Origin of the sequence: Methyloversatilis sp. MC4-4, from assembly GCF_049843555.1 — a bacterium.
Taxonomy (GTDB): Bacteria; Pseudomonadota; Gammaproteobacteria; order Burkholderiales; family Rhodocyclaceae; genus Methyloversatilis; species Methyloversatilis discipulorum_B.
The window spans coordinates 1,119,748-1,142,059 of the sequence record NZ_JBBHZK010000002.1; the positions used below are offsets into that span (position 1 = coordinate 1,119,748).

Genomic DNA, 22,312 nt, shown 5'->3' on the forward strand with positions numbered 1-22,312 from the left:
AAAGAGTGCGATGGCCGGGGAAAACGGAGCGTGCGCCACCCGGCGCGCGACCCGTGTTTCACCACGGAATGCAATCAGGACAGCGTCACCGGCGGTTGGCCTCTACCAACCCCTGGGCTGACAGCGAAAGCGCGGGTTGAACACCCGAGGCGGGACTTTCGCTCGACCGACGACGGTCTTCCGTGATCGCTTCGGAAGACAAGGAAAAGGCGGTTTAGTGCCGCGTTTTCCTGGTATTCCGAACATGCTGCATAAACGACAACGGGAGCGCGTGCCGCAAAGCACGCGCTCCCGCCAACCAGAGTCGAATTACTTCAGTTCGACCTTGGCGCCGGCTTCTTCCAGCTGCTTCTTCAGGGCTTCAGCGTCAGCCTTGGAGATGCCTTCCTTGACGGGCTTCGGAGCGCCATCAACCAGGTCCTTGGCTTCCTTCAGGCCCAGGCCGGTCACTGCGCGCACGACCTTGATGACTTCAACCTTCTTCTCGCCGGCAGCGGCCAGAACGACGGTGAATTCGGTCTTCTCTTCAGCAGCCGGGGCAGCGGCGCCGGCAGCCGGGGCGGCAACGGCCACAGCGGCAGCAGCCGACACGCCGAACTTCTCTTCCATGTCCTTGATGAGCTGCGACAGCTCGAGAACGGTCATGGCGGAGATGGCTTCCAGAATCTGGTCTTTGCTAACGGACATTTCAAAACTCCTGTTTCAAGCGCGGTGCATCAACATGCAGTCGCGCGGATGATTGCTTGATCTGAATTGAGGCCTGAACTTAAGCGGACTGCTTTTCGCGTTCGTCGCGCAGGGCTGCAACGGTACGGACAAACTTGCCCGGAACTTCGTTGAGCGTCTGAACGAACTTGGCGATCGGCGCCTGCATCGTGCCCAGAAGGGTGGCCAGCAGTTCTTCGCGGCTCGGCATGGAGGCCAGCGCCTTGACGCCAGCGGCGTCCATGACGTAATTGGCCAGCGCGCCACCGCGAATCACCAGCTTGTCGTTGCCCTTGGCGAAATCCTGAATGACCTTCGCGGCCGAAACCGGATCGGCCGACATGCCGTAAAGCAGCGGACCGGTCATTTCATTCGCCAACCCCTCGAACGGGGTACCCGCAACAGCGCGACGCGCCAGCGTGTTCTTCAGAACACGCAGGTAGACGCCCTGCGCACGGGCCTGGGCACGCAAACGCGTGACATCGCCCACTTCCAGACCTTTGTTCTCGGCGATCACGATTACTTGCGCGCCCGCAACTGCAGCGGATACGCCGGCAACCACTTCCTTCTTCTGATCGAGATTGAGTGCCAAGGTCTACTCCCATGATTACAGTCGTCCGGATCGCATCACTGCTCACCGGATCAACCACGTGCGGCGACCGTATTCAGGAGAAGAAACTGTCCGTGAGGACACCATCCATCCTGTGTCGGGTAACGCCATCTGCGCAGGCGGCACTTGCGCACCATTAGACCCTTGCGGGCACCTGCGGTCTTTGACAACCCGCCGCGCCATGCTGGCCGCGACGGCCCAAAGTCCTGTTGTCATGCACCCGGCGAACCGGGCGCGAAATTCAATTCCTTACTGCACCGTCGCCTGATCGACGCGGATGCCGACGCCCATGGTGGTCGTCACCGACACCTTGCGCAGGTAGACACCCTTGGCGGCTGCCGGGCGCGCCTTGTTCAGCGCTTCGATCAGAGCCTTGATGTTGGTCGTCAGCTGTTCCGGCGTGAAGGAGGCGCGACCGACCGTACACTGGACGATGCCACCCTTGTCGGTGCGGTACTGCACCTGACCGGCCTTGGCGTTCTTGACCGCGGTGGTCACGTCCATCGTCACGGTGCCGACCTTCGGGTTCGGCATCAGGCCACGCGGACCAAGGATCTGGCCCAGCGCGCCGACGACGCGCATTGCGTCCGGCGTGGCGATGGCCACGTCGAAGTTCAGATTGCCTTCCTTGACCTGGGCGGCCAGATCGTCGAAACCGACGACATCGGCGCCAGCGGCCTTGGCTTCCTCGGCCTTGGCGCCCTGGGCGAACACGGCGACGCGCACGCTCTTGCCGGTGCCAGCAGGCAACACGACCGAGCCGCGGACCAGCTGGTCCGACTTCTTCGCATCGATACCCAGATTCACGGCCAGATCGACCGACTCGTCGAACTTGGCGTTGGCGGTTTCCTTGACCAGCGCCAGCGCGTCGGCCAGCGGGTATGCGCGGTTGCGATCAACCTTGGCGCGCAGCGCCTGAACGCGCTTCGAGAGCTTTGCCATGATTACAGGCCCTCCACCGTGATGCCCATGCTGCGGGCGGAACCAGCGATCGTGCGCACAGCGGCATCCAGATCGGCAGCGGTCAGATCCTTGTTCTTCACCTTCGCGATCTCTTCGAGCTGGGCGCGGGTGACCTTGCCGACCTTGTCGGTGTGCGGCTTCGGCGAGCCCTTGGTGATGCCGGCAGCCTTCTTGATCAGGATGGTCGCCGGGGGCGACTTCATCACGAAAGTGAAGGACTTGTCCGCGTAGGCGGTGATCACCACCGGGATCGGCAGACCCGGTTCCATACCCTGGGTCTGCGCGTTGAACGCCTTGCAGAACTCCATGATGTTCAGACCGCGCTGACCCAGCGCGGGACCGATCGGGGGCGACGGGTTCGCCTTGCCGGCCGGCACTTGCAGCTTCACGTAGCCGACGATTTTCTTCGCCATGATGACTCCATTTGCGAGTGATAGCGTGGCGGACACTCAGGCCCGGCCACTCCTCATCCGGCGCGTGAGCGCCGGAAACAATCACGCGGCAGACCCGAAAGGCCCTGCCGCGCACCGTGGCGGCGCCTTGCGGCACCGCCTTGAACTTCAGGTCAGACCTTCTCGACCTGCGAAAACTCGAGCTCGACCGGCGTCGCACGACCAAAGATGGTCACCGACACGTGCAGACGGCTCTTTTCGTAATTGACGCTTTCCACCGAGCCATTGAAGTCGGTGAAAGGACCTTCCTTGACGCGCACCAGCTCGCCCACCTCGAACAGCACCTTGGGACGGGGCTTCTCCACCCCTTCCTGCATCTGCTGCATGATCTTGTCGACTTCCTTGTCGGAAATCGGCGTCGGCTTGTTGGCCGAGCCGCCAACAAAGCCGGTCACTTTCGGCGTGCTCTTGACCAGGTGCCAGCTGTCCTCGTCCATCTCCATCTCGACGAGCACATAGCCAGGGAAGAACTTGCGCTCGGACACCGCCTTCTGGCCGCCGCGCATTTCGATCACTTCCTCGACCGGCACGAGAATCTGGCCGAACTTGTCCTGCATGCCCGAACGCGCAACACGCTCGGTCAGCGCGCGCTGAACCGACTTCTCGAAGCCGGAATAGGCGTGCACAACGTACCAACGTTTGCTCATGATTTCTTCCAGCCCAGGATCAGGTCGTACAACACCCACTCGAGACTCTTGTCGGTCAACCACAGGAAAAGCGCCATCACGACCACGAAGCCGAACACGATGGCGGTCGTCTGCAGCGTTTCCTTGCGGCTGGGCCAGGCAACCTTCTTGGCCTCGGCCACCGACTCGTTGGCAAAAACGATGAAGCGCCGCCCCGGCTCGGTGAACCACGCCACCGCGATACCGGCACCCAGACCCGCGAGCACGGACAGCACCCGCACAGCCATGATCTGGTCGGCAAAAACATAAAAGCCGGCCACACCCGCAATCAACAGGGCAATGGCCAGCGCAAGCTTCAACTGGTCAGTCATGAGCATCCGGAAGTGCGCACGCACTCCGCAAAATTTTGTCCGGCTTGGCCACCGGAGTGGCAGGGGCAGAGGGAATCGAACCCCCAACCTTCGGTTTTGGAGACCGACGCTCTGCCAATTGAGCTATGCCCCTGCAAAACGCGAACCGGGCCGCACGCGCGACCCGGAGTACAACTCTTTACTCGACGATCTTTGCAACCACGCCGGCGCCGACGGTACGGCCGCCTTCGCGGATCGCGAAGCGCAGACCTTCTTCCATCGCGATCGGGGCGATCAGCTTCACCGTGATCGAAACGTTGTCGCCCGGCATCACCATTTCGGTGCCGGCCGGCAGTTCGATCGAGCCGGTCACATCCGTCGTACGGAAGTAGAACTGCGGGCGGTAGCCGTTGAAGAACGGCGTGTGACGACCACCTTCCTCCTTCGACAGCACGTAGATCTCGGCCGTGAAATGCGTGTGCGGCTTGATCGAGCCCGGCTTGGCCAGAACCTGACCACGCTCCACGTCTTCACGCTTGGTGCCGCGCAGCAGCACGCCAACGTTGTCGCCCGCCTGACCCTGATCCAGCAGCTTGCGGAACATTTCAACGCCGGTGCAGGTGGTCTTCACCGTCGGCTTGATACCGACGATTTCGATTTCCTCACCGACCTTTACGATACCGCGCTCGATACGGCCGGTCACCACGGTGCCGCGGCCCGAGATCGAGAACACGTCTTCGATCGGCATCAGGAAGGCGCCATCCACTGCGCGCTCCGGCGTCGGGATGTAGCTGTCCAGCGCAGCGGCCAACGCCATGATGGCACCTTCACCCAGGTCGGTCTTGTCGCCTTCCAGCGCCTTCAGAGCCGAGCCCTTGACGATGGGCACGTCGTCGCCCGGGAAGTCGTACTTCGACAGCAGCTCGCGCACTTCCATTTCAACCAGCTCGAGCAGCTCGGCGTCGTCAACCATGTCGCACTTGTTCAGGAACACGACGATGTACGGCACACCGACCTGGCGGGCCAGCAGGATGTGTTCGCGCGTCTGCGGCATCGGGCCATCAGCGGCCGAACACACCAGGATGGCGCCGTCCATCTGGGCGGCACCGGTAATCATGTTCTTCACGTAGTCGGCGTGACCCGGGCAATCAACGTGCGCGTAGTGACGGGTGGCCGTCTCGTACTCAACGTGCGCCGTGTTGATCGTGATGCCGCGTGCCTTCTCTTCCGGCGCTGCGTCGATCTGATCGTACGCCTTCGCCTCACCACCGAACTTCGACGACAGAATCGTCGTGATCGCCGCCGTCAGCGTCGTCTTGCCATGGTCAACGTGACCAATCGTGCCCACGTTCACGTGCGGCTTGGTGCGCTCAAACTTTCCCTTTGCCATTTTCGATCACCCTGGTTGCTTGATAGAGATCTGCGTCAAACATCGACTGACATCCTCAGTTGTCACCAGGATGCCGCACGCAAAAAATTTTGGTGCCCATGGGCAGGATTGAACTGCCGACCTCTCCCTTACCAAGGGAGTGCTCTGCCACTGAGCTACATGGGCACTGAAACATCTTTGCCCGGACACACGCCCGAGCCGTGGAGCGGGAGACGGGAATCGAACCCGCGTCATTAGCTTGGAAGGCTAAGGTTCTACCATTGAACTACTCCCGCCAAACCGCTCCCTACCACTCCATCGCGGCGACATGCACTCGCGATGTTTGCTGCAAATTTCTCGCCGTCTTACCCGAACCCCGCTTGCTCAAGGGTTGTGGTGGAGGGGGAAGGATTCGAACCTTCGAAGGCAGAGCCGTCAGATTTACAGTCTGATCCCTTTGACCGCTCGGGAACCCCTCCGGCGACCAGCGAAACCCGCGATTATGGTGAGGGTTTCTCGCGCTGTCAAACCCCGGAACAAAAAATTCATCCGGGGAAGGCCAGCAGCGGCTGGATGTCGAGCAGGCGCGATGCAGTTTTTGCATCGGCGCCGGACAGCCGCGGGATTATGCCAAGAATTGGCGCGTTGAGGCGACTTTTCAGCGCGGAAATCGTCGCCTCCTGCTCCAGCATGCCCTCGGGCTGGCAGTTCGCGACCCAGCCGGCCAGCGTCAGCCCGCGCGCGCGCGCCGCCTCGGCCGTCAGCAGCGCGTGGTTGATGCAGCCAAGCCTGAGCCCGACCACCAGAATCAGCGGCGCCCCGATGTCGACCGCCAGATCCGCGGTCGTCCAGTCGTCACCCAACGGCACGATGAACCCACCAACCCCTTCTACGATGACGTGATCAGCCTCTGCGCGCAGCGCAGCCAAGGCGTCCAGCACCACAGCCCGGTCGATCGATCGCCCCTCGCGTTGCGCGGCCACATGCGGCGCCAGCGGCGCTTCGAACAGATAGGGATTGGTCAGCGCCGTCGGCTGGTCGAGCCCGCTGGCCTGCGCCAGCGCGTCGGCGTCCTCGTTCGCGAGGCGGCCGGAGGCGTCCGGCGATGCCCCCGACGCGACCGGTTTCATGCCGACCGCGTTCACGCCGTTTGCCCGCAGCGCCTCGATCAACGCGCAGGACACCAGCGTTTTGCCGACACCGGTGTCCGTGCCAATGACGAAATGCAGCTTTTCCACGCTCATGTCAGCTCCGGTCTCCTGAGGACGCTCGAGCGACCACCCAGGCCAGTTGATAGGTCAGAGGCACGCCACGCGCTTCACGCCCTGCCTCCAAACGGTTACACACCTGCCGCAGTGCTGCGCGGCCGAGCAGAGCACGGCGCGCGCCGTCCGGCACGCGTGAGGCACCGATATCGCGGTTCGACTGCAGCAGCGCGCGCGCATCGGCAAAGTACTCGACGTGCGTTTCGCGGCGCACCAGCTCCACCGCGAAGCCGCTGCCGGTCAGTGCGGCGGTCAGCGCCTCGGGCGCAGGAAATGACACCGTATGACGATGCGCATCCAGACCGGCGAACGCGTCATCGATCTCGGCGAGTGTGCCGTGGAGAACGGTGCTGAAGCACATATGGCCGCCCTCCCTGAGGACGCGCCGACACTCGGCCAGCGCAACCGGCAGATCGCACCACTGCAGCATCAGGCTGGAGAACACGATATCCGCGCTTGCAGAGGCAAGCGGGAGGTGGTGTGCATCGGCACAGACACGTGCTGTTCGGCCGCCTTGCTCGTGGGCACGCAACATGCCCAACGAGAAATCGACCGCGTAGTGCATTGCCCCAGGATAACGCGCATGCAAGCCGGTCGATGCGAAGCCGGTCCCGCAGCCGAGATCGAGCACCCGCCGGGCGGCTCTGTCCGGCAGCAGCTCGAGCAGGCGGTCGCACACCACACGCTGCAGCCCGGCCGCCGCGGCATAGCGCGTCGCCGCTCGCGAGAACGAGGCCCGTATCGCGGTGCGCTCAGTCATCGGCGCACACCCACGCACACAGATCGGAGAGGTCGCCGTGCCGCCAGGGCAGATGCGCCGCACCCGGCACCGGCATCCAGCGCGCAGCGTCCTCTTTGGCCGCCGCGCCGATGTCGACCACGTGGTCCTGCTCGCCATGCAGGCAGCACAGCGGCACTGGAAGCGAGTGCAAGCTGTCCCGGAGATCCCGCTCGCGCAGCCAATCCAGTCCCTGACGCAGCGCCGGAGCGGTCGGTGGCACGTCGTCCATCAACGCTGCCATCGCGCCTCGCGCACCGCGCGCGTCGCTGTCGCCGAGCGCGGCCAGCGCGGCAAAGCGAGTGCGGGTGCGCCGCGGGTTTTGCTCCAGGCCATCCGCAAAGGCGTCGAAGCGCTCTTCGGTCATGCCATATGGCCAGTCGCCGGCCTGCATGAAGCGCGGCGAAGCGCCCACGAGGAGCAGTCGGCGCACCGGCATCCGAGCCGCCCAGGCGATGGCCAGCAAGCCGCCCAGCGACCAGCCGACCAGCACCTCGGCGTCGGGCACCGCCTGTACGAGCTGATCGACACAGTCGTCGAAACCGTCGCAGCGCTGGCCGACGTTCAATCCGTAGCCGGGCAGATCGGGCTGGACGACACGGCACTGTGCGCCCAGCGCCTGCGCCAACGGCGACAGCAGGCGGCCGTCCCAGCCCCAGCCGTGCACCAGTGCGACGCGCGGCCCCTGCGCGCCGTAGTGACGGGCGGCCAGCACCTCATTCATGGCCGGCCTCGTTCAGCGCAGCGCATAGCGCGTCGATGTGTGCGGCCTCGTGCGCCGCGCTGAGCGACACGCGCAAGCGGGCGCTGCCGGCGGGCACCGTGGGCGGCCGGATGGCGGGCACCCACAGGCCGCGCTCGCGCAGCCGCGCCGACAGCGCCAGCACCTCGGAATTGCCGCCCACCCGCACCGGCTGGATTGCCGTGTCGGACGGCATCAACGGCCATCTGCATGCGGCGAGCGTCTGTCGCATGCGCAGGCGGTGTGCCGCCAGACGCGCCCGCCGCTCGTCGCCCGCCTCGATCAGGCACAGGCTCGCCAGCACCGCACAGGCGGTCGCCGCGGGCGCTGCAGTGGTGTAGCGGTAGCTGCGGCCGGTCTGCATCAGCCATTCGATCGCGTCCGCGTCGCCCGCGACGAAGGCGCCGGCCACACCGGCCGCCTTGCCCAGCGTACCGACGTAGATCAGGCGCGGCGACGCGATGCCGAAATGCGACAGCACGCCACGCCCCTGCGCGCCGAGCACGCCGAAACCGTGCGCGTCGTCGACCACCAGCAATGCGTCGTGGCGCTCGCACAGGGCCAGCAGTTCGGGCAGCGGCGCGATGTCGCCATCCATGCTGAAAACGCCGTCGGTCACGACGACCTTGCGTCCGTCTGCGGCGTCGAGCGCACGCGCAACCGCGGCGACTTCGCCATGCGGATAGCGACGCACCGTGGCGCGCGACAGCAAGGCGGCGTCGACCAGCGAAGCGTGGTTCAGCCGGTCCGCGATCACCGTGTCGCCGCGCCCGGCGAGTGCGGGCAGCACCGCGAGGTTGGCCATATAGCCGGTGGAGAAATAGAGCGCGCGCGGCATTCCGGTGAACCGTGCCAGCGCGGCCTCCAGTTCCTCGTGCGGTCGCTGGTGGCCGCTGACCAAGTGCGACGCACCGGCGCCGGCACCCCAGCGGGCAGCGCCGGCGCGGAAGGCGTCGACGATCTCAGGATGGTTGGCGAGCCCGAGGTAGTCGTTGCCGGCAAAGGAAACCAGACGCCGACCATCGACCATCGCCTCGGGGCCACAGGGCGCATCCAGCACCAGGCGGATACGCAGAAGATCGTCCGCCGCCAGTGCTTCGAGGCGGGCGCGAAAGTCGGTCGCGCTCATGCGAGGGCGGCGTCCAGCGCAGCCAGCGCCCCTTGCGCAAGCAACGCGCTCTGCGTTTCATCGAGCACGTAGGGCGGCATGAAGTACAGCGTATTGCCTATCGGTCGCAGCAGCAGTTCGCGCGCCAGTGCCTCGCGATGGAAACGGCGGCTGAAATCGGCGTGCGGCGTATCGACGTCGAGCGCCCAGATCATGCCGGCCTGGCGGAAATCGCGGGCGGCCGGATGCGCCGCAAGCGGTGCCAGCGCCTCGCTGAAAGTCCGCGCCCAGGCCTTGTTGCGTTCGAGCACGTCGAGCTGTTCGAACAGTTCCAGTGTCGCCAGCGCGGCACGGCAGGCGAGCGGATTGCCGGTGTAGGAATGCGAATGCAGGAAGCCGCGCGCCATCGTGTCGTCGAGAAAGGCGTCGAACACGAAGGGCTTGCTCAGCACCAGAGACAACGGCAGCGTGCCACCGGTGATGCCTTTGGACAGGCAGATGAAATCGGGCCAGCCTTCGCCGTTGGCATCCAGCGACTGCTCGCTCGCGAAGAAGGTGCCGGTGCGACCGCAGCCGACCGCGATCTCGTCGGCGATCAGGTGGACTTCATAGACGTCGCACAACGCACGTGCGGCACTGAGCCAGCCGGCGTCGTGCATCGCGAAACCGCCGGCGCACTGCACCCGCGGTTCGATGATCAGCGCGGCGATCCGCGCGTGATGCGCTTCGAGGAATACGGTCAGCGCGTCGAGCGCGTGCAGTGGTGCGCTCGACGCCGGGCTGGGCAGCACATGCGCGCCGCGCACCATGGGCGCATAGGCGTCGCGGAACAGCGGCACGTCGGTCACCGCCAGCGCGCCGACCGTTTCGCCGTGGTAGCTGCCGGCGAAGCAGATGAACTCGTTCTTTTCCGGCCGCCCGCTGTTGCGCCAGTAATGCAGCGACATCTTCAGCGCGATCTCCGTCGCCGATGCGCCGTCCGACGCGTAGAAGGCGTGACCGAGGCGACCGCCGGTCAGGGCCGACAGCTTTTCCGACAGCGCCACCACCGGTTCGTGCGTGAAGCCGGCGAGCATCACGTGGTCCAGCGTGTCGAGCTGGTCACGCAGCGCCTGCACGATGTGCGGGTGGCTGTGGCCGAACAGATTGGTCCACCAGGAACTGATGCCGTCGAGGTAGCGACGGCCATCCGGCGCATACAGCCACGGCCCTTGCGCGCGGCTGACGGCGAGCAGCGGCAGCGACTGATCGGCGTGCCACTGCATCTGCGTGCAGGGGTGCCAGACGGCGGCGAGACTGCGGGAAACGAGGGAATCTGAGGCGGACACGTGACGACACCGGCAGCGCCCCCGCCCGACGGCAGAGGCAACGAGGCAGGTATTCTAACCGCCCGCCCGGCACCTCGTCCGGGCGGGCGGCGGAATCACGCTGCGCTGAGCTTCGCCGCCGCGTCACGCAGCGCGGTGCGCAGCCCCTCTTCCACCACCGGGTGATAGAAGGGCATTTCGAGTGCGCGCTGCACCGTCATGCCCGACTGCATGGCCCAGGCCAGCAGGTGAGCCAGGTGCTCGACGTCCGGACCCATCATTTCGCAGCCGAGCAGGCGACCGCTGGCCTTGTCCGCATACACATGCAGCAGGCCCTTGTTGCGCAGCATGACGCGCGAACGGCCCTGGTCCTCGAACGACACCTCGCCGGTGACGAAGCTGTCCGGCGCCAGATCAACGTAGCGCTTGCCCACGGTCGCCAGCTGCGGGTCGGAGAACACGACCGCGATCGGCTCTCGGCGCAGGCCGGGCTGCACGTCCGGGAAGCGGGCCGCGTTCTCGCCGGCGATGCGGCCCTCGTCGGCGGCCTCGTGCAACAGCGGCAGGTCGTTGTTGGCGTCACCGGCGATGAAGATGTGCGTGCGGCCACACTGCATCGTCGTGCGATCGAATTCAGGCACGCCGCTGGCGGCAAGCGTCACCGACGTATTCTCGAGCCCGAGGTTCTTCACGTTGGGCGTACGACCGGTGGCGGCGATCACCCACTCGAAGTCCTTGGTCACCACGCGGTCGTCCTGCAGTTCCTGCACGATGCGCACGCCGTCCGGTCGCTCCTCGACCGACACCACCTTCGCGTCGGCGTGCAGCGGAAACTCCTCGGCAAAGGCGTTCGTCGCGTAGGCCTTCAGCGCCGGGTCGGAGAACGGGCCGACGAAATGACCGCGGCCGAATACTTCGACGCGCACGCCGAGGCGGTGCAGCGCCTGGCCGATCTCGAGGCCGATCACGCCGGGGCCGAACACCGCCACCGATTCCGGCAGCTCGGTCCAGTCGAACACGTCGTCGTTTACGATGAGGCGCTTGCCGGCCGGCTTCAGCATCGGCGGCACTGCAGGCGACGATCCGGTCGCGATGACAGCGCGGCCGAAGGTGACCACCGTGTGCTCATCGACCTGCAGGCTGCGGTCGTCGATGAATTTCGCGTAGCCGCGCAGCTTGTGCTCGGCCGGAATGCTATCGACACCGCGCACGACGAAGCCGACGAAGCGGTCGCGTTCGCGGCGCACGCGCTCCATCACGGCGCGGCCGTCGATGCGCACCGACCCTTCGAGACGGATGCCGAAGGCGTCCCACTTTTCGGTCACGTGCGCCGCTTCCGCCGCGGCGATCAGCAGCTTGCTCGGCATGCAGCCGACGCGGGCGCAGGTGGTGCCATAGGGGCCGCCCTCGATGATGACGGCCGACTTGCCGCCGGCGATGGCGGCGCGGTAGGCGGCGAGGCCGGCCGTGCCGGCACCGATCACCGCAACATCCACGATCATTTCCTTCATGTCAGTCTCCCCGGTCGGACGATCAGGGCTGCGCACCCTGCGGTGCGCAAGCCTGATCGTACGGCGGGTCGCCCCGCCGTACGCCCATCTCGTGCGGCTTACTTCGCCGCCGCCCACTTCTCCAGATCTTCCCAGCCGCCGATGTGCTGACCGTTGATGAACACCTGCGGCACGGTCTTCGCACCAACGATGGCACCCAGAGCACGCGAACGCTCGGTGTGCGGCAGGTTGATCTCGGCGTAGTGGTAGCCCTTCTCCGCCAGCAAGGCCTTGGCCTTCGCGCAGAAGCCGCAGCCCTCGCGGGTCAGAATGGCCACCTGATCCGGCTTCTTCGCGTTCGGGTTGATGTAGTTCAGCATCGTGTCCGCATCGGACACCTTGAACGGGTCACCCGGTTCCTGCGGCTCGATGAACATCTTGCTCACCACGCCGTCCTTCACCAGCATCGAATAGCGCCAGCTGCGCTTGCCGAAACCGAGGTCGGCCTTGTCGACCAGCATGCCCATACCTTCGGTGAATTCACCGTTGCCGTCGGGAACCAGGGTCACATTGTCGGATTCCTGGTCCTTGGCCCACTCGTTCATGACGAAGGTGTCATTGACCGACACGCACAGGATGTCGTCGACGCCGTTTGCCTTGAACGCCGGCGCCAGTTCGTTGTAGCGCGGCAGATGGGTCGACGAGCAGGTGGGCGTGAATGCGCCGGGCAGAGAAAACACCACCACGGTCTTGCCCTTGAACAGATCGTCGGTGGTGACGTTCTTCCACTCGTTGTTTTCGCGAACGCGGAACGTGACGTTGGGGACGCGCTTGCCTTCGTGGTTCTGCAGACTCATGTTCATCTCCTTGAGTGATGGACGGGATTCAAAAGGGTGATGCCACACACCGCTTGCGGCGCTGCACATCGACAGGACGCATTCTGGACACGCGCCAGCATTCGGTCCAATTGATTGATTTGATCGTATTGATCGTATAATCCGATCAATAATCCGGAGCACGACGATGTCCGCCCTGCCTTCGCTGCGCCAGTTGCGCTACCTGATCGCCGTATCCGACAAGCTGAACTTCACGCAGGCGGCGGAATCCTGTTTCGTCACCCAGTCCACGCTGTCGGCCGGCATCAAGGAACTCGAGGCGACGCTCGGCTCGCTGCTGGTCGAGCGCGAGCGGCATTCGGTCATGATGACGCCGGTCGGCACCGAGGTCGTCGAGCGTGCGCGCCGGCTGCTGGCCGAAGCGGAGGACCTCACAGAGTGGGCACGCAACGCCGAGCGGCCGATGAGCGGCCTGCTCAAGCTCGGCGTCATCCCGACCATTGCGCCCTTCCTGCTGCCCGCCGTGCTGCCCGCGGTGCGCGCGCGCTACCCCGAACTCAAGGTGGCACTGCGCGAGGACCTGACCCGCAACCTGCTGTCGCGGCTCGCCGCCGGCCAGATTGACTTCGCGCTGATCGCGCTGCCCTACGACACCGGCAACCTGCAGGTACAGCCGCTGTTCGACGAGGAACTGCTGCTGATCGCGCCAGCCGGCCGTGAGGCCGACATGCCCCGCGACATCGGCAAGCTGGACCCGGACGCGCTGCTGCTGCTGGAAGAAGGCCATTGCCTGCGCGGCCATACGCTGGGCGGCTGCAGGCTTGACGAACCGCGGGTGACCGGCATGGAGGCGACCAGCCTGTTCACACTGGCGCAGATGGTCGAGGGCGGGCTCGGCATGGCGCTGCTGCCTGACATGACGCTGCGCTCCGGCCTGCTCGGTCACATGAATCTTGTCGCGCACCGCTTCTCCGAACCGCGTCCGCGCCGTACCATCGCACTGGTCGCACGCAGTTCGAATGCCCGCCAGGAGTGTTTTTCACGGCTGGCGGAACTGATCGCCGGGCAGGCGCCGCAATCCGCTCCGGGGCCACTGGACGGAACTGCCGCCTGAAGGCTGCACTCACATCCGCGTCAGCATCAACGAAGGGAGCATCAAAATGAGCACGATCAACATCGGCATTCCTGAAGACCAGCGCCGCGCCATCGCCGATGGCCTGTCGCGCCTGCTGGCCGACACCTACACCCTCTACCTGACCACGCACAACTTCCACTGGAACGTGACCGGCCCGATGTTCAACACGCTGCACCTGATGTTCGAAGGTCAGTACACCGAACTGGCGCTGGCCGTCGATCTGGTGGCAGAGCGCATCCGCGCGCTGGGCTACCCGGCACCGGGCACCTACTCCGCTTACGCCAAGCTCACGTCGATCAAGGAGCCGGAAGGCGTGCCGTCGGCCAACGACATGATCCGCCAGCTGGTGGCCGGCCAGGAAGCCGTCGTCCGCACCGCGCGCAGCATTTTCGCCGTGGTGGACGAGGCACACGATGAACCAACGGCCGACCTGCTGACGCAGCGCATGCAGATCCACGAAAAGAATGCGTGGATGCTGCGCAGCCTGCTCGAAGGCTGATCTACCGCACAGCAGCACACACCGGCCCGAAAGGGCCGGTTTTCATTTGCGCGCCAGCATTGCGCAGACCCACACCACCAGCGCGCACAGCGCCGCACTGAGCAGGATGTGCGACGGAAAATGCGCGCCGCGGGCCACCTGCACCGCGCCGGCCAGCCCTCCCAGCAGCAGTACCCCGGTCAGCGCCAGCCGGTGCCACCCGCCAGCCAGCACCGGTAGCAGCGCCAGCCACATGAAGGCCGTGGCGGCGTGGCCGCTGGGCAGGCACTTGCCCGGTCCAGCTTCTTCAGGTCGCGGATCCAGCAGGCGAAAGAACTGCCCCGAGCCACCGAAGTCGGCGACATACCAGGGGCAGCTGTGGGACGACTGCGCCCGTGCCAGATTCACTGCGATCACCGCCAGCAGCGAGGCGACGAGCAAGAAGGCCAAGCGGGCGCGCAGCACTGCCGCAGTGCCGCGCACGCGCAACACGCACCAGCCCGCCAACAGGCCCAACCAGACCAGCACCGCCAGCCATTTGAGGCCGTCGTGCAGCACACCCGACAGCAGCCAGTGCCTGCGCAGCGGAAAGCCGCCGGCCACGGCGTCGAAGAACCACGTGGCGGTGATCAGATCGCCGTCGCTCCAGCGGTTGCACCAGAGCGCCAGCAGCGCCGACAGCACCGCCACGGCGAGCAGGTCGGCGTGCCGCCGCATCACTGCGCGGCAGGCATCTGCAGGCGCCCCTGCTTGAAGGCCGCGGCGGCGGTCTGGTAATAGGCGATCGCCTCCTTCACGCGCTGCGGGTCCGGCTCGGTCGTCGTCGATTCCAGTGTTGCGGGGTCGACGCGGTACGCCCTCACCATGCGCTGCGGCGACAGCACGGTGAGCAGGTCGCCGCGCAGATAGCCCAGGTCCTGGTAGTTGGAGATGAACACGCGATCCAGCTGCACGTGTTCCTCGAAGAAGGCGCGACCGAAGAAGTGGTCGTCGCCGTTCTTGCCCATCACTTCGAGCAGTGTCGGCGCCAGGTCGATCTGGCTCAGACGGTCGGTGAATTCGCCCGGCGGCAGCATGTCCGGCGCGTAGAAGATCAGCGGAATGCGGTACTTCGCCACCGGCAGGCGCGTCCTGCCGGCCACCGACGCGCAGTGGTCGGCGACGAACACGAACAGCGTGTCGGCGAACCACGGCTGCTTCTTCGCCTCGCGGATGAACTGGCCGATCGCCCAGTCGGTGTATTTCACCGCACCGTGCCGGCCGCCCGGCGACGGAATGTCGATGCGCCCGTCCGGGTAGGTGTAGGGCCGGTGGTTCGACGTGGTCATGATCTGCGCGAAGAAGGGCTTGCCCTCGGCCGCCTTGCGGTTCATCGCGATCAGCGCGTTGGCGTACAGCGACTCGTCCGCCACGCCCCACACGTTCTCGAACACGATGCTGTCCTTCGGGAAGTCCGTGCGGTCGACGATGAGGTAGTCATTGCCGCGGAAATAGCTGTTCATATTGTCGAAGTAGCCGTAGCCACCGTAGATGAACATCGGCACCACACCCTGCGGCGCGAGGATTTCCCCGACTGTCGACAGGTTGTTGTTGTTCGTCCGTCGGACGATGGCCTGACCGGGCACCGGCGGCGTGCCGAGCGACAGCGCCTCCAGACCGCGCACGGTGCGCGTACCGGTGGCATACACGTTGGCAAAGCGCAGTCCTTCGGCGGCGATGCGGTCCAGTTCAGGCGTCAGGCCGTCCTTCGATCCATAGGCACCGACGTACTCCGCCGACAGGCTCTCGATGGTCACCAGCACCACATTGCGCGGCCGGCGGGTGAAGGGCGACTTGTCGTGCGGCGGATCATCCATCGCGCTCGGGCTGTCCTCGGCGCTCAGCGGCAGGCGCTCGACATGCAGCGTACGCAGCACCTCGTCCGCCTCTTCCTGCGGCAGCGTCGCGTACCAGCGCGCGTAATCCAGTTCGTTGCGACGCATCGCCGCCGCCAGCGAGAAGAGGCCGTTGCCGGCCAGTTCGTCAGCGTAGGCGTCGCCGCTGCCTTCCATCTGCTCGATCGTCGCCAGCTGCGCCGCCGTCGGCAGCAGCACGGCCGCCGCCAGCATGGCGACGCGCACGCGCCAGGGGCGCGCGGAGACCGCGAACGACAGTCGCCGTCGCAGCACGATCACGAGCAGGGCCGACAGCGACACGATGCCGCCGACCAGCGCACCGACCGGATAGGACTCGACGATGTTGCCGATCACTTCCTGGGTGTACAGCAGATAGTCAACCGCGATGAAGTTGAAGCGGGTCGAGAACTCGTCCCAGAACACCACCTCGGCGACCGCACCGAACAGCAGCAGCGCCACCGCCAGCCAGAGTGCGCCCCAGCGCACTCCGCCCATGAGCCGGCTGGCGCGCAGCCGCGCCGGCAGCAGGGCCGAGATCGCGAGCAGCGGCGCCAGCATCCAGGCCAGCGTCGCCGCGTCGAACCACAGGCCGCGCCCGAACACGTGCACTGCGGCGCTGCCGGCGTCGGCGTACAGCCAGAGGCCCAGCCGCAGCAGCGTCCAGACTGACAGCGCCGTCAGCGCAAGTACCAGCAGGAAGGGCAGCGCGCGCCGCTGTGGCGCAAGGAATTCAGTCATGGAATGAAATCATCAGGCGGCGGATCGCTCGCCGAACCGCTTGTACAGGATGGGCAGCAGCAGCAGTGTTAACGCAGTACAAGAAACCAGGCCGCCAATGACAACGATTGCAAGCGGCCGCTGGATTTCCGAACCGGGCCCGGTCGCGAACAGCAGCGGCACCAGACCGAGGGCCGCCATCGACGCCGTCAGCAGCACCGGCCGCAGCCGGCGCTGCGCACCGTGCACCACGGTGTCCAGCATCGACAGGCCGGTCGCGCGCAACTGGTTGAAATAGCTCACCAGCACCACGCCATTGAGCACCGCGATGCCGAGCAGCGCGATGAAACCGACCGACGCCGGCACCGACAGGTATTCGCCGGACAGCGCCAGCGCGAACACGCCGCCTATCATCGCGAACGGCACGTTGGCCATCACCAGCGCAGCCTGGCGCAGCGAATCGAAGGTGCTGTAGAGGATGAGGAAGATGAGCACCAGCGCCGCCGGCACCACCAGTGCCAGCCGCTGCGCCGCGCGCTGCTGGTTCTCGAACTCGCCACCCCAGGTCAGCCGGTAGCCCGGCGGCAGCTCGACCTTCTGCAGCACCTGCGCGCGAGCGTCCTCGACGAAGCCGACCAGATCGCGCCCGCCGACGTTGGCGATCACCACCATGTTGCGGCTGCCCAGCTGGCGGTTGATCTGCACCGGCCCGCCGACGCGCTCGAAGCGCGCGAGCTGTCCGAGCGCGATACGCCCACTGCCCGGCAGCGCCACCGGCATCTGCGCCAGTTCGTTGGCCGCCGCCGTACTGCCGCTGGCGCGCACCAGCAGCGGAATGCGCCGCTCCTGCTGCTGGATCAGGCCGACCCGCTCGCCCTCGATCTGCGCACGCAGGCTCGCCGCCAGCGTGTCGATGTCCAGTCCGGCACGCGCCAGCGCGTCGTTGTCAGGCACGACGCGCAGGTACTGCACGCCTTCGTTGCGCACGAAGAAGACGTCCTCGGCACCCGGTGTCGCGCGCAGCACTTCGGCAATCTCCTCCGCCTTGCGGTTCAGCACGTCGAGATCCGGGCCGAAGATGCGGATCGCCAGATCACCGCGCACACCGAGAATCATCTCCGACACCCGCATTTCGATCGGCTGCGTGAAGGCGTAGGCCACGCCCGGAAACTCGTTCAGCAGTTCGCGGATGCGATGGATGATCGCCGGCTTGTCGACGCCCGGCGGCAGGCTGATGAAGGTATCCGTCTGGTTCAAGCCCATCGGATCGAGACCGATCTCGTCCGAGCCGGCACGCGCCACCACCTGCAGCGCCTCCGGCACCCGCTCCTTCAGCGCGCGCTGGAACTGGGTATCGATCGCCAGCGACGCATCGAGACTGATGGACGGCAGTTTCTCCAGTTGCACGATGAGGCTGCCCTCGTCCATCGTCGGCATGAAGGTCTTGCCCAGCCCCATGTACAGCACTACGGCGACGACGCCGAGCAGCCCGGCAATGCCGCCCACCACCGCCGGTGCGGCGAGCGCCTTCTTCAGCAACGGTGCGTAAAGCCGGGCGAGCGTGCGCGGCAGCCAGGGATCGGCGTGCGACTTCGCACTCAAGGTGAGCCGCGCCAGCAGCGGTATGACGGTCAGCGACAGCAGCAGCGAACCGGCCAGCGCAAACACGATGGTCAGCGCCACCGGCGCGAACAGCTTGCCCTCCAGCCCCTGCAGGCTCAGCAGCGGCACGAACACCAGCGCGATGATGACGATGCCGGCAGTGGTCGGCACCGCCACCTCGCGCACCGCGTCCAGCACCACCTGCTGCCGCGGACGCTGGTCGGCGCCCGGCTCGTGCAGATGGGCGACCACGTTCTCGACCACCACCACGGCAGCGTCGACCAGCAGGCCGATGGCAATCGACAGTCCCCCCAGGCTCATCAGGTTGGCCGACAGGCCGAACTGGCGCATCAGCAGGAAGGTCCACAGCGCCGACAGCGGCAGCACCACGGCCACGGCCAGCGCGGCGCGCAGATTGCCGAGGAAGAGGTAGAGCATTACGCCGACCAGCACCACCGCTTCCAGCAGCGCCTTCGACACCGTGCCGACGGCGCTCGACACCAGTTCGCCGCGGTCGTAGAAGGGCACCACCTTCACACCGGCAGGCAGCGCTGCCTGCACCTCTTCCAGCCGGGCACGCACGCCGGCCACCACCTGCTGCGCATCGGCGCCACGCAGACCGAGCACCAGGCCCTGCACCGTCTCGCCCTCGCCGTTGTGGGTGACGCCGCCCATGCGGGTGAGCGCGCCCAGCTTCACCTCGGCAACGTCGGCCACCCGCACCTGAGCGGTCGGTGTCGCGTGCACGACCAGACGGCCGATATCGTCGAGCGAGGTGAGGCGGCCCTGCACGCGCACCAGCAGCGTTTCCTCGCCTTCGTTGATGCGGCCTGCACCGTCGTTGCGGTTGAAACGCTCCAGCGTGGACCGCAGCTCGTCCAGCGTGATGCCGGTGGCGGCCATGCGGGCGGCGTCCGGCACCACTTCGTAGGCGCTGGCCAGGCCGCCCAGCACGTTCACGTCGGCCACGCCGCGCACCGTACGCAGCGCCGGACGGATCACCCAGTCGAGCAGCGCGCGCCGCTCGGCGATCGGCAGATCGCCTTCGACCGTGAACATGAACATTTCGCCCAGCGGCGTGGTGATCGGCGCCAGCCCGCCGGTCAGGCCCGGCGGCAGGTCGCCCATGATGCCGTTCAGCCGCTCGCTCACCTGGTTGCGCGCCCAGTAGATGTCGGTGCCGTCCTCGAAATCGATAGTGACGTCGGTGAGGCCGTACTTGCTGGTCGAGCGCAGCATGGTCTGCTTTGGCAGGCCCAGCATTTCAATCTCGATCGGCGTGGTGACGCGCGTTTCCATCTCTTCCGGCGTCATGCCGGGCAGCTTGACGATGATCTTCACCTGCGGTGCCGACACGTCGGGGAAGGCGTCGATCGGCAGGTTCATCGCCGCATTGAGGCCGGCGGCGATCAGCAGCAGCGCCGCCAGCACGGTCAGCAGCGGGCGCGCGAGCGCGCTGCGGGTCAGGGCGTCGAGCATCATTCGGCTCCGCCGTGGCCCAGCCACACCGCCTTGATCGCCGCCACCCCGCTGACCGCGACCGGGGCCTTCGCGTCGAGCGCGCCGCTGACGGTGGCCTGCGCGCTGTCCTGCGACAGCACCTGCACCTCGACTGCACGGAAACCCTGCGCGGTGCGCATGAACACCCAGCTCCTGCCGTCGTGATGAAGCAGCGCGCCCGCCGGCACCGACCAGGCGGCGGCTGCCGTCGCGCTGCGACGTACCTTGACCCACTGGCCGGGCCGCAGTCCGTTCTTCGTCGGTGGCAGTTCGGCGCGGATGAGCACGGTCTGCGTGGCGTCCGACGCGCCCCAGCCTATCTGCGTCACCCGCGCCCTGCCGGCGCTTCCGTCGACCTCGATCAGGTCGCCCTCGCGCACCGACGCCGCCTGAGCGACCGGCAGGTTCAGTTCCAGCATGAGCCTGTTCGCATCGGCCAGGCGCAGCAGCGGGTCCGCCTCGTTCACGCGCTGACCGGGCAGCGCCATCCGTTCGAGCACGGTCGCAGCGGCCGTGGCGCGCACCTGGATGCGGCCGGCCGAAGCGTCGGCCGCCGACACTCCCATCAGGCGCAAGCGCGACTGTGCGGCCGCCAGCGCAGCGTCGGCCTGCGCCGCGGCCGCCTCCGACTCGCGCACGCGGCGCTCGGCGATCAGCCCCTCGGCATGCAGTGCGCGGTCGCGTTCGCGGTTGCCGCGCGCCAGTTCGGCCGCGGTGCGCGCCTGCGACAGCGACGCGCCCATGTCCGGCAGGTCGGCGCTGCGCAGCTCCGCCAGCACGGCACCGGCCGCCACCTGCTGGCCTTCGGCCACCGGTACCCGCACGACCACGCCGCCGGACGGTGCGGTCGCCACCCACTCGGCATCGGGCGAAGCGACCACGCGCGCAGACCACGGCGCGGCCAGCGCACTCTTTGCCTCGACCGGCAGCGCTTCGCGCACGCCGAGACGCTGCATCTGGGTCGGTGCGAGCACGATGTCGGCGGCCTGCGCCGAAGCGGTGATCAGGCCGAGCAGAAGTAAGGCAGCAAAGGGTTTCAAGGCAGTATTCCCAGACTGTGGTTGTAGCGCGCGACGGCGCGCGACCAGGCGATCTCGGCCAGCGCCGCGGCGCGGCGTGCGCTGGCTGCGCGCGCCTCGACCAGCAGGCGCTCGGCCAGCGATGTTTCGCCGAGACGGTAGGCGCGGCGCCCCAGTTCGACCTCGCGCTCGGCGACTTCCTTCTGACCGAGCGCCAGCGTGCGCGCCTGTTCGCGCGCGTGCAGTTCGTGTTCGGCCTCATGCAGCGCCAGTTCGGCGTTGCGGCGGGCGAACGCCAGCTCGTCCTCGGCGCGTGCCAGTTCGATCTGCGCCGGCGACAGCGCAGCGCTGCGGTGGGCCTCGCCACCGAAGGGGATGGAAATCGTCGCGCCGACGCTGTCGGTGGTGGGCATGTCGGCCGCCGTTTCCGAGCGCACGCCGACCAGCAGGCGCGGGGCGCCACTGCCCTGCGCCTGCAGCGTGCCGAGCGCACTGCGCGCCCGCTCGACGTGGGCCTGCGCCATCAGCACCGGCGGATAGCCCGTTGCCTGTGTCGCCACCGCTTCGCGCACCTGCTGCGGCAGCGCCTTCTGTCCGGTCAGCGCGGTCCAGCCGAACAGGCTGTGCGCCAGCTCGACCTGCGCCTCGTACAGCACGGCATCACGTTCGCGGCGGGCCGTTTCGGCCGACAGCTTCTCCACCGGCGCCGCGTCGCCGGCGCGGATGCGCCGCGCCACGTCATCCTCCAGCGCGCGGTAAAGATCGACGTCGGCATCGGCCAGACTCACTTCGGCTTCGGCCTGCAGCACGCGCCACAGCTGCTCGCGCAGATCACCGGCCACGCGCCAGCGGTAGGCGCGCAGTTCCTCCTCCGACTGCAGCCGGCCGGCGTCGGCCTCGCGCCGCAACGCGTCGCGCTGGCCGGACCGCCACAAGGGCAGTTCCAGCCCGGCTTCGAGTTCGCGCAGTCCGGTGTGACCGGGCAGACGGTCGGTCTGGTAGCGCATCTGCACCGCCGGCGGGCCGGACAGCACGCTGTCGGCGCGGGCGGCGAGCGCGCGTGACTCATTCATGCGCGCCTGCGGCAGCGCGCTGCCAGGTGCGCGACCGGTCGCCAGATCGAGCGCACGCGACAGCGTCAGCGCACTGTCGCGCAGCACCGGCTGCTCGTGCTCATCGGCGTGCGCGGTCAGCGACTGCGCCCATGCCGGCGGGCACAGCAGCACACAGGAGAACAGAAGTACGGAGCGCATGGACGCAATCGACGGATACGGACAGTCGGCAAGCTTGCGCTCGGGCGGCTTGCCGCAGGGTGAACGCAACATGAACGTCTGTTCATGTTGCGGCCACACGGCGTGCAGGCAG

The 22,312-nt window shown here is 66.8% G+C and carries 21 protein-coding genes and 4 tRNA genes; 2 read left to right on the forward strand and 23 right to left on the reverse strand.

Annotation, left to right across the window (positions count from 1 at the left end; genetic code table 11):
• Positions 1–309 precede the first annotated feature (309 nt).
• The 18 genes from rplL to WDZ97_RS12155 form a co-directional block, all read right to left on the reverse strand.
• Entirely contained in the window at positions 310–687 is a 378-nt protein-coding gene (gene rplL, locus WDZ97_RS12070; protein ID WP_019915269.1) for a 50S ribosomal protein L7/L12, read from the reverse strand.
• A gap of 79 nt (positions 688–766) precedes the next feature.
• A complete protein-coding gene (gene rplJ, locus WDZ97_RS12075; RefSeq protein WP_019915271.1) occupies positions 767–1,297 on the reverse strand; it encodes a 50S ribosomal protein L10 in 531 nt (176 codons plus the stop codon).
• A gap of 267 nt (positions 1,298–1,564) precedes the next feature.
• Positions 1,565–2,257, reverse strand: a complete 693-nt coding sequence (rplA, locus tag WDZ97_RS12080; protein ID WP_304001133.1) for a 50S ribosomal protein L1 — start codon at positions 2,255–2,257, stop codon at positions 1,565–1,567.
• Between the two features lie 2 nt (positions 2,258–2,259).
• Positions 2,260–2,691, reverse strand: coding sequence for a 50S ribosomal protein L11 (rplK, locus tag WDZ97_RS12085; RefSeq protein ID WP_018228072.1), 432 nt, complete (start codon positions 2,689–2,691; stop codon positions 2,260–2,262).
• A gap of 152 nt (positions 2,692–2,843) precedes the next feature.
• Positions 2,844–3,377: a transcription termination/antitermination protein NusG gene (gene nusG, locus WDZ97_RS12090; protein WP_019915273.1), complete on the reverse strand. Its 534-nt coding sequence runs from the start codon at positions 3,375–3,377 to the stop codon at positions 2,844–2,846.
• Positions 3,374–3,727 (reverse strand): preprotein translocase subunit SecE, encoded by a 354-nt coding sequence (gene secE / locus WDZ97_RS12095; RefSeq protein ID WP_024300634.1) that lies wholly within the window; start codon positions 3,725–3,727, stop codon positions 3,374–3,376. The genes nusG and secE overlap by 4 nt, the downstream gene beginning before the upstream one ends.
• A 57-nt stretch (positions 3,728–3,784) precedes the next feature.
• A tRNA-Trp gene (locus tag WDZ97_RS12100) sits at positions 3,785–3,860 on the reverse strand.
• A gap of 45 nt (positions 3,861–3,905) precedes the next feature.
• Positions 3,906–5,096 (reverse strand): elongation factor Tu, encoded by a 1,191-nt coding sequence (gene tuf, locus WDZ97_RS12105; RefSeq protein ID WP_019915275.1) that lies wholly within the window; start codon positions 5,094–5,096, stop codon positions 3,906–3,908.
• 90 nt (positions 5,097–5,186) lie between these two features.
• Positions 5,187–5,261, reverse strand: a tRNA-Thr gene (locus WDZ97_RS12110).
• Between the two features lie 36 nt (positions 5,262–5,297).
• Positions 5,298–5,371: transfer RNA gene (locus WDZ97_RS12115), tRNA-Gly, on the reverse strand.
• Positions 5,372–5,469: 98 nt separating this feature from the next.
• Positions 5,470–5,554 (reverse strand) — tRNA-Tyr (locus WDZ97_RS12120).
• Between the two features lie 66 nt (positions 5,555–5,620).
• Positions 5,621–6,319, reverse strand: a complete 699-nt coding sequence (gene bioD / locus WDZ97_RS12125) for a dethiobiotin synthase (protein ID WP_304006790.1) — start codon at positions 6,317–6,319, stop codon at positions 5,621–5,623.
• Between the two features lies 1 nt (position 6,320).
• Positions 6,321–7,100 (reverse strand): malonyl-ACP O-methyltransferase BioC, encoded by a 780-nt coding sequence (gene bioC, locus WDZ97_RS12130; protein ID WP_425762883.1) that lies wholly within the window; start codon positions 7,098–7,100, stop codon positions 6,321–6,323.
• Positions 7,093–7,842 (reverse strand): alpha/beta fold hydrolase, encoded by a 750-nt coding sequence (locus WDZ97_RS12135; RefSeq protein ID WP_425762884.1) that lies wholly within the window; start codon positions 7,840–7,842, stop codon positions 7,093–7,095. Before WDZ97_RS12135 ends, bioC begins: the two co-directional genes overlap by 8 nt.
• The gene (gene bioF / locus WDZ97_RS12140) at positions 7,835–8,989 is read right to left on the reverse strand and encodes an 8-amino-7-oxononanoate synthase (RefSeq protein ID WP_425762885.1); all 1,155 of its coding nucleotides are present in this window, start codon (positions 8,987–8,989) and stop codon (positions 7,835–7,837) included. Before bioF ends, WDZ97_RS12135 begins: the two co-directional genes overlap by 8 nt.
• Positions 8,986–10,296 carry an adenosylmethionine--8-amino-7-oxononanoate transaminase gene (gene bioA / locus WDZ97_RS12145; RefSeq protein ID WP_425762886.1) on the reverse strand — a complete coding sequence of 437 codons (1,311 nt, stop codon included), beginning with the start codon at positions 10,294–10,296 and terminating at the stop codon, positions 8,986–8,988. Before bioA ends, bioF begins: the two co-directional genes overlap by 4 nt.
• A 95-nt stretch (positions 10,297–10,391) precedes the next feature.
• Positions 10,392–11,786: a dihydrolipoyl dehydrogenase gene (locus tag WDZ97_RS12150; protein ID WP_425762887.1), complete on the reverse strand. Its 1,395-nt coding sequence runs from the start codon at positions 11,784–11,786 to the stop codon at positions 10,392–10,394.
• 98 nt (positions 11,787–11,884) lie between these two features.
• Positions 11,885–12,622, reverse strand: a complete 738-nt coding sequence (locus WDZ97_RS12155; protein ID WP_029143518.1) for a glutathione peroxidase — start codon at positions 12,620–12,622, stop codon at positions 11,885–11,887.
• A 166-nt stretch (positions 12,623–12,788) separates the two neighbouring features.
• Here WDZ97_RS12155 and WDZ97_RS12160 point away from each other — a divergent pair, with 166 nt between their 5' ends.
• Positions 12,789–13,715: a LysR substrate-binding domain-containing protein gene (locus WDZ97_RS12160; protein WP_425762888.1), complete on the forward strand. Its 927-nt coding sequence runs from the start codon at positions 12,789–12,791 to the stop codon at positions 13,713–13,715.
• Positions 13,716–13,761: 46 nt separating this feature from the next.
• Positions 13,762–14,235, forward strand: coding sequence for a Dps family protein (locus WDZ97_RS12165; protein ID WP_019915286.1), 474 nt, complete (start codon positions 13,762–13,764; stop codon positions 14,233–14,235).
• Positions 14,236–14,277: 42 nt separating this feature from the next.
• Here the strand turns inward: WDZ97_RS12165 and WDZ97_RS12170 are convergent, their stop codons facing one another.
• The 5 genes from WDZ97_RS12170 to WDZ97_RS12190 are packed head-to-tail and all read right to left on the reverse strand — an operon-like array spanning position 14,278 to position 22,272.
• A complete protein-coding gene (locus WDZ97_RS12170) occupies positions 14,278–14,931 on the reverse strand; it encodes a phosphatase PAP2 family protein (protein ID WP_341422317.1) in 654 nt (217 codons plus the stop codon).
• Positions 14,931–16,847: an LTA synthase family protein gene (locus WDZ97_RS12175; protein ID WP_304006771.1), complete on the reverse strand. Its 1,917-nt coding sequence runs from the start codon at positions 16,845–16,847 to the stop codon at positions 14,931–14,933. Before WDZ97_RS12175 ends, WDZ97_RS12170 begins: the two co-directional genes overlap by 1 nt.
• Before the next feature lie 12 nt (positions 16,848–16,859).
• Positions 16,860–19,907: an efflux RND transporter permease subunit gene (locus tag WDZ97_RS12180; RefSeq protein WP_425763017.1), complete on the reverse strand. Its 3,048-nt coding sequence runs from the start codon at positions 19,905–19,907 to the stop codon at positions 16,860–16,862.
• Positions 19,907–20,968 carry an efflux RND transporter periplasmic adaptor subunit gene (locus tag WDZ97_RS12185; protein ID WP_425762889.1) on the reverse strand — a complete coding sequence of 354 codons (1,062 nt, stop codon included), beginning with the start codon at positions 20,966–20,968 and terminating at the stop codon, positions 19,907–19,909. The genes WDZ97_RS12180 and WDZ97_RS12185 overlap by 1 nt, the downstream gene beginning before the upstream one ends.
• The gene (locus WDZ97_RS12190) at positions 20,965–22,272 is read right to left on the reverse strand and encodes a TolC family protein (protein WP_304006767.1); all 1,308 of its coding nucleotides are present in this window, start codon (positions 22,270–22,272) and stop codon (positions 20,965–20,967) included. Before WDZ97_RS12190 ends, WDZ97_RS12185 begins: the two co-directional genes overlap by 4 nt.
• Between the last annotated feature and the right edge of the window lie 40 nt (positions 22,273–22,312).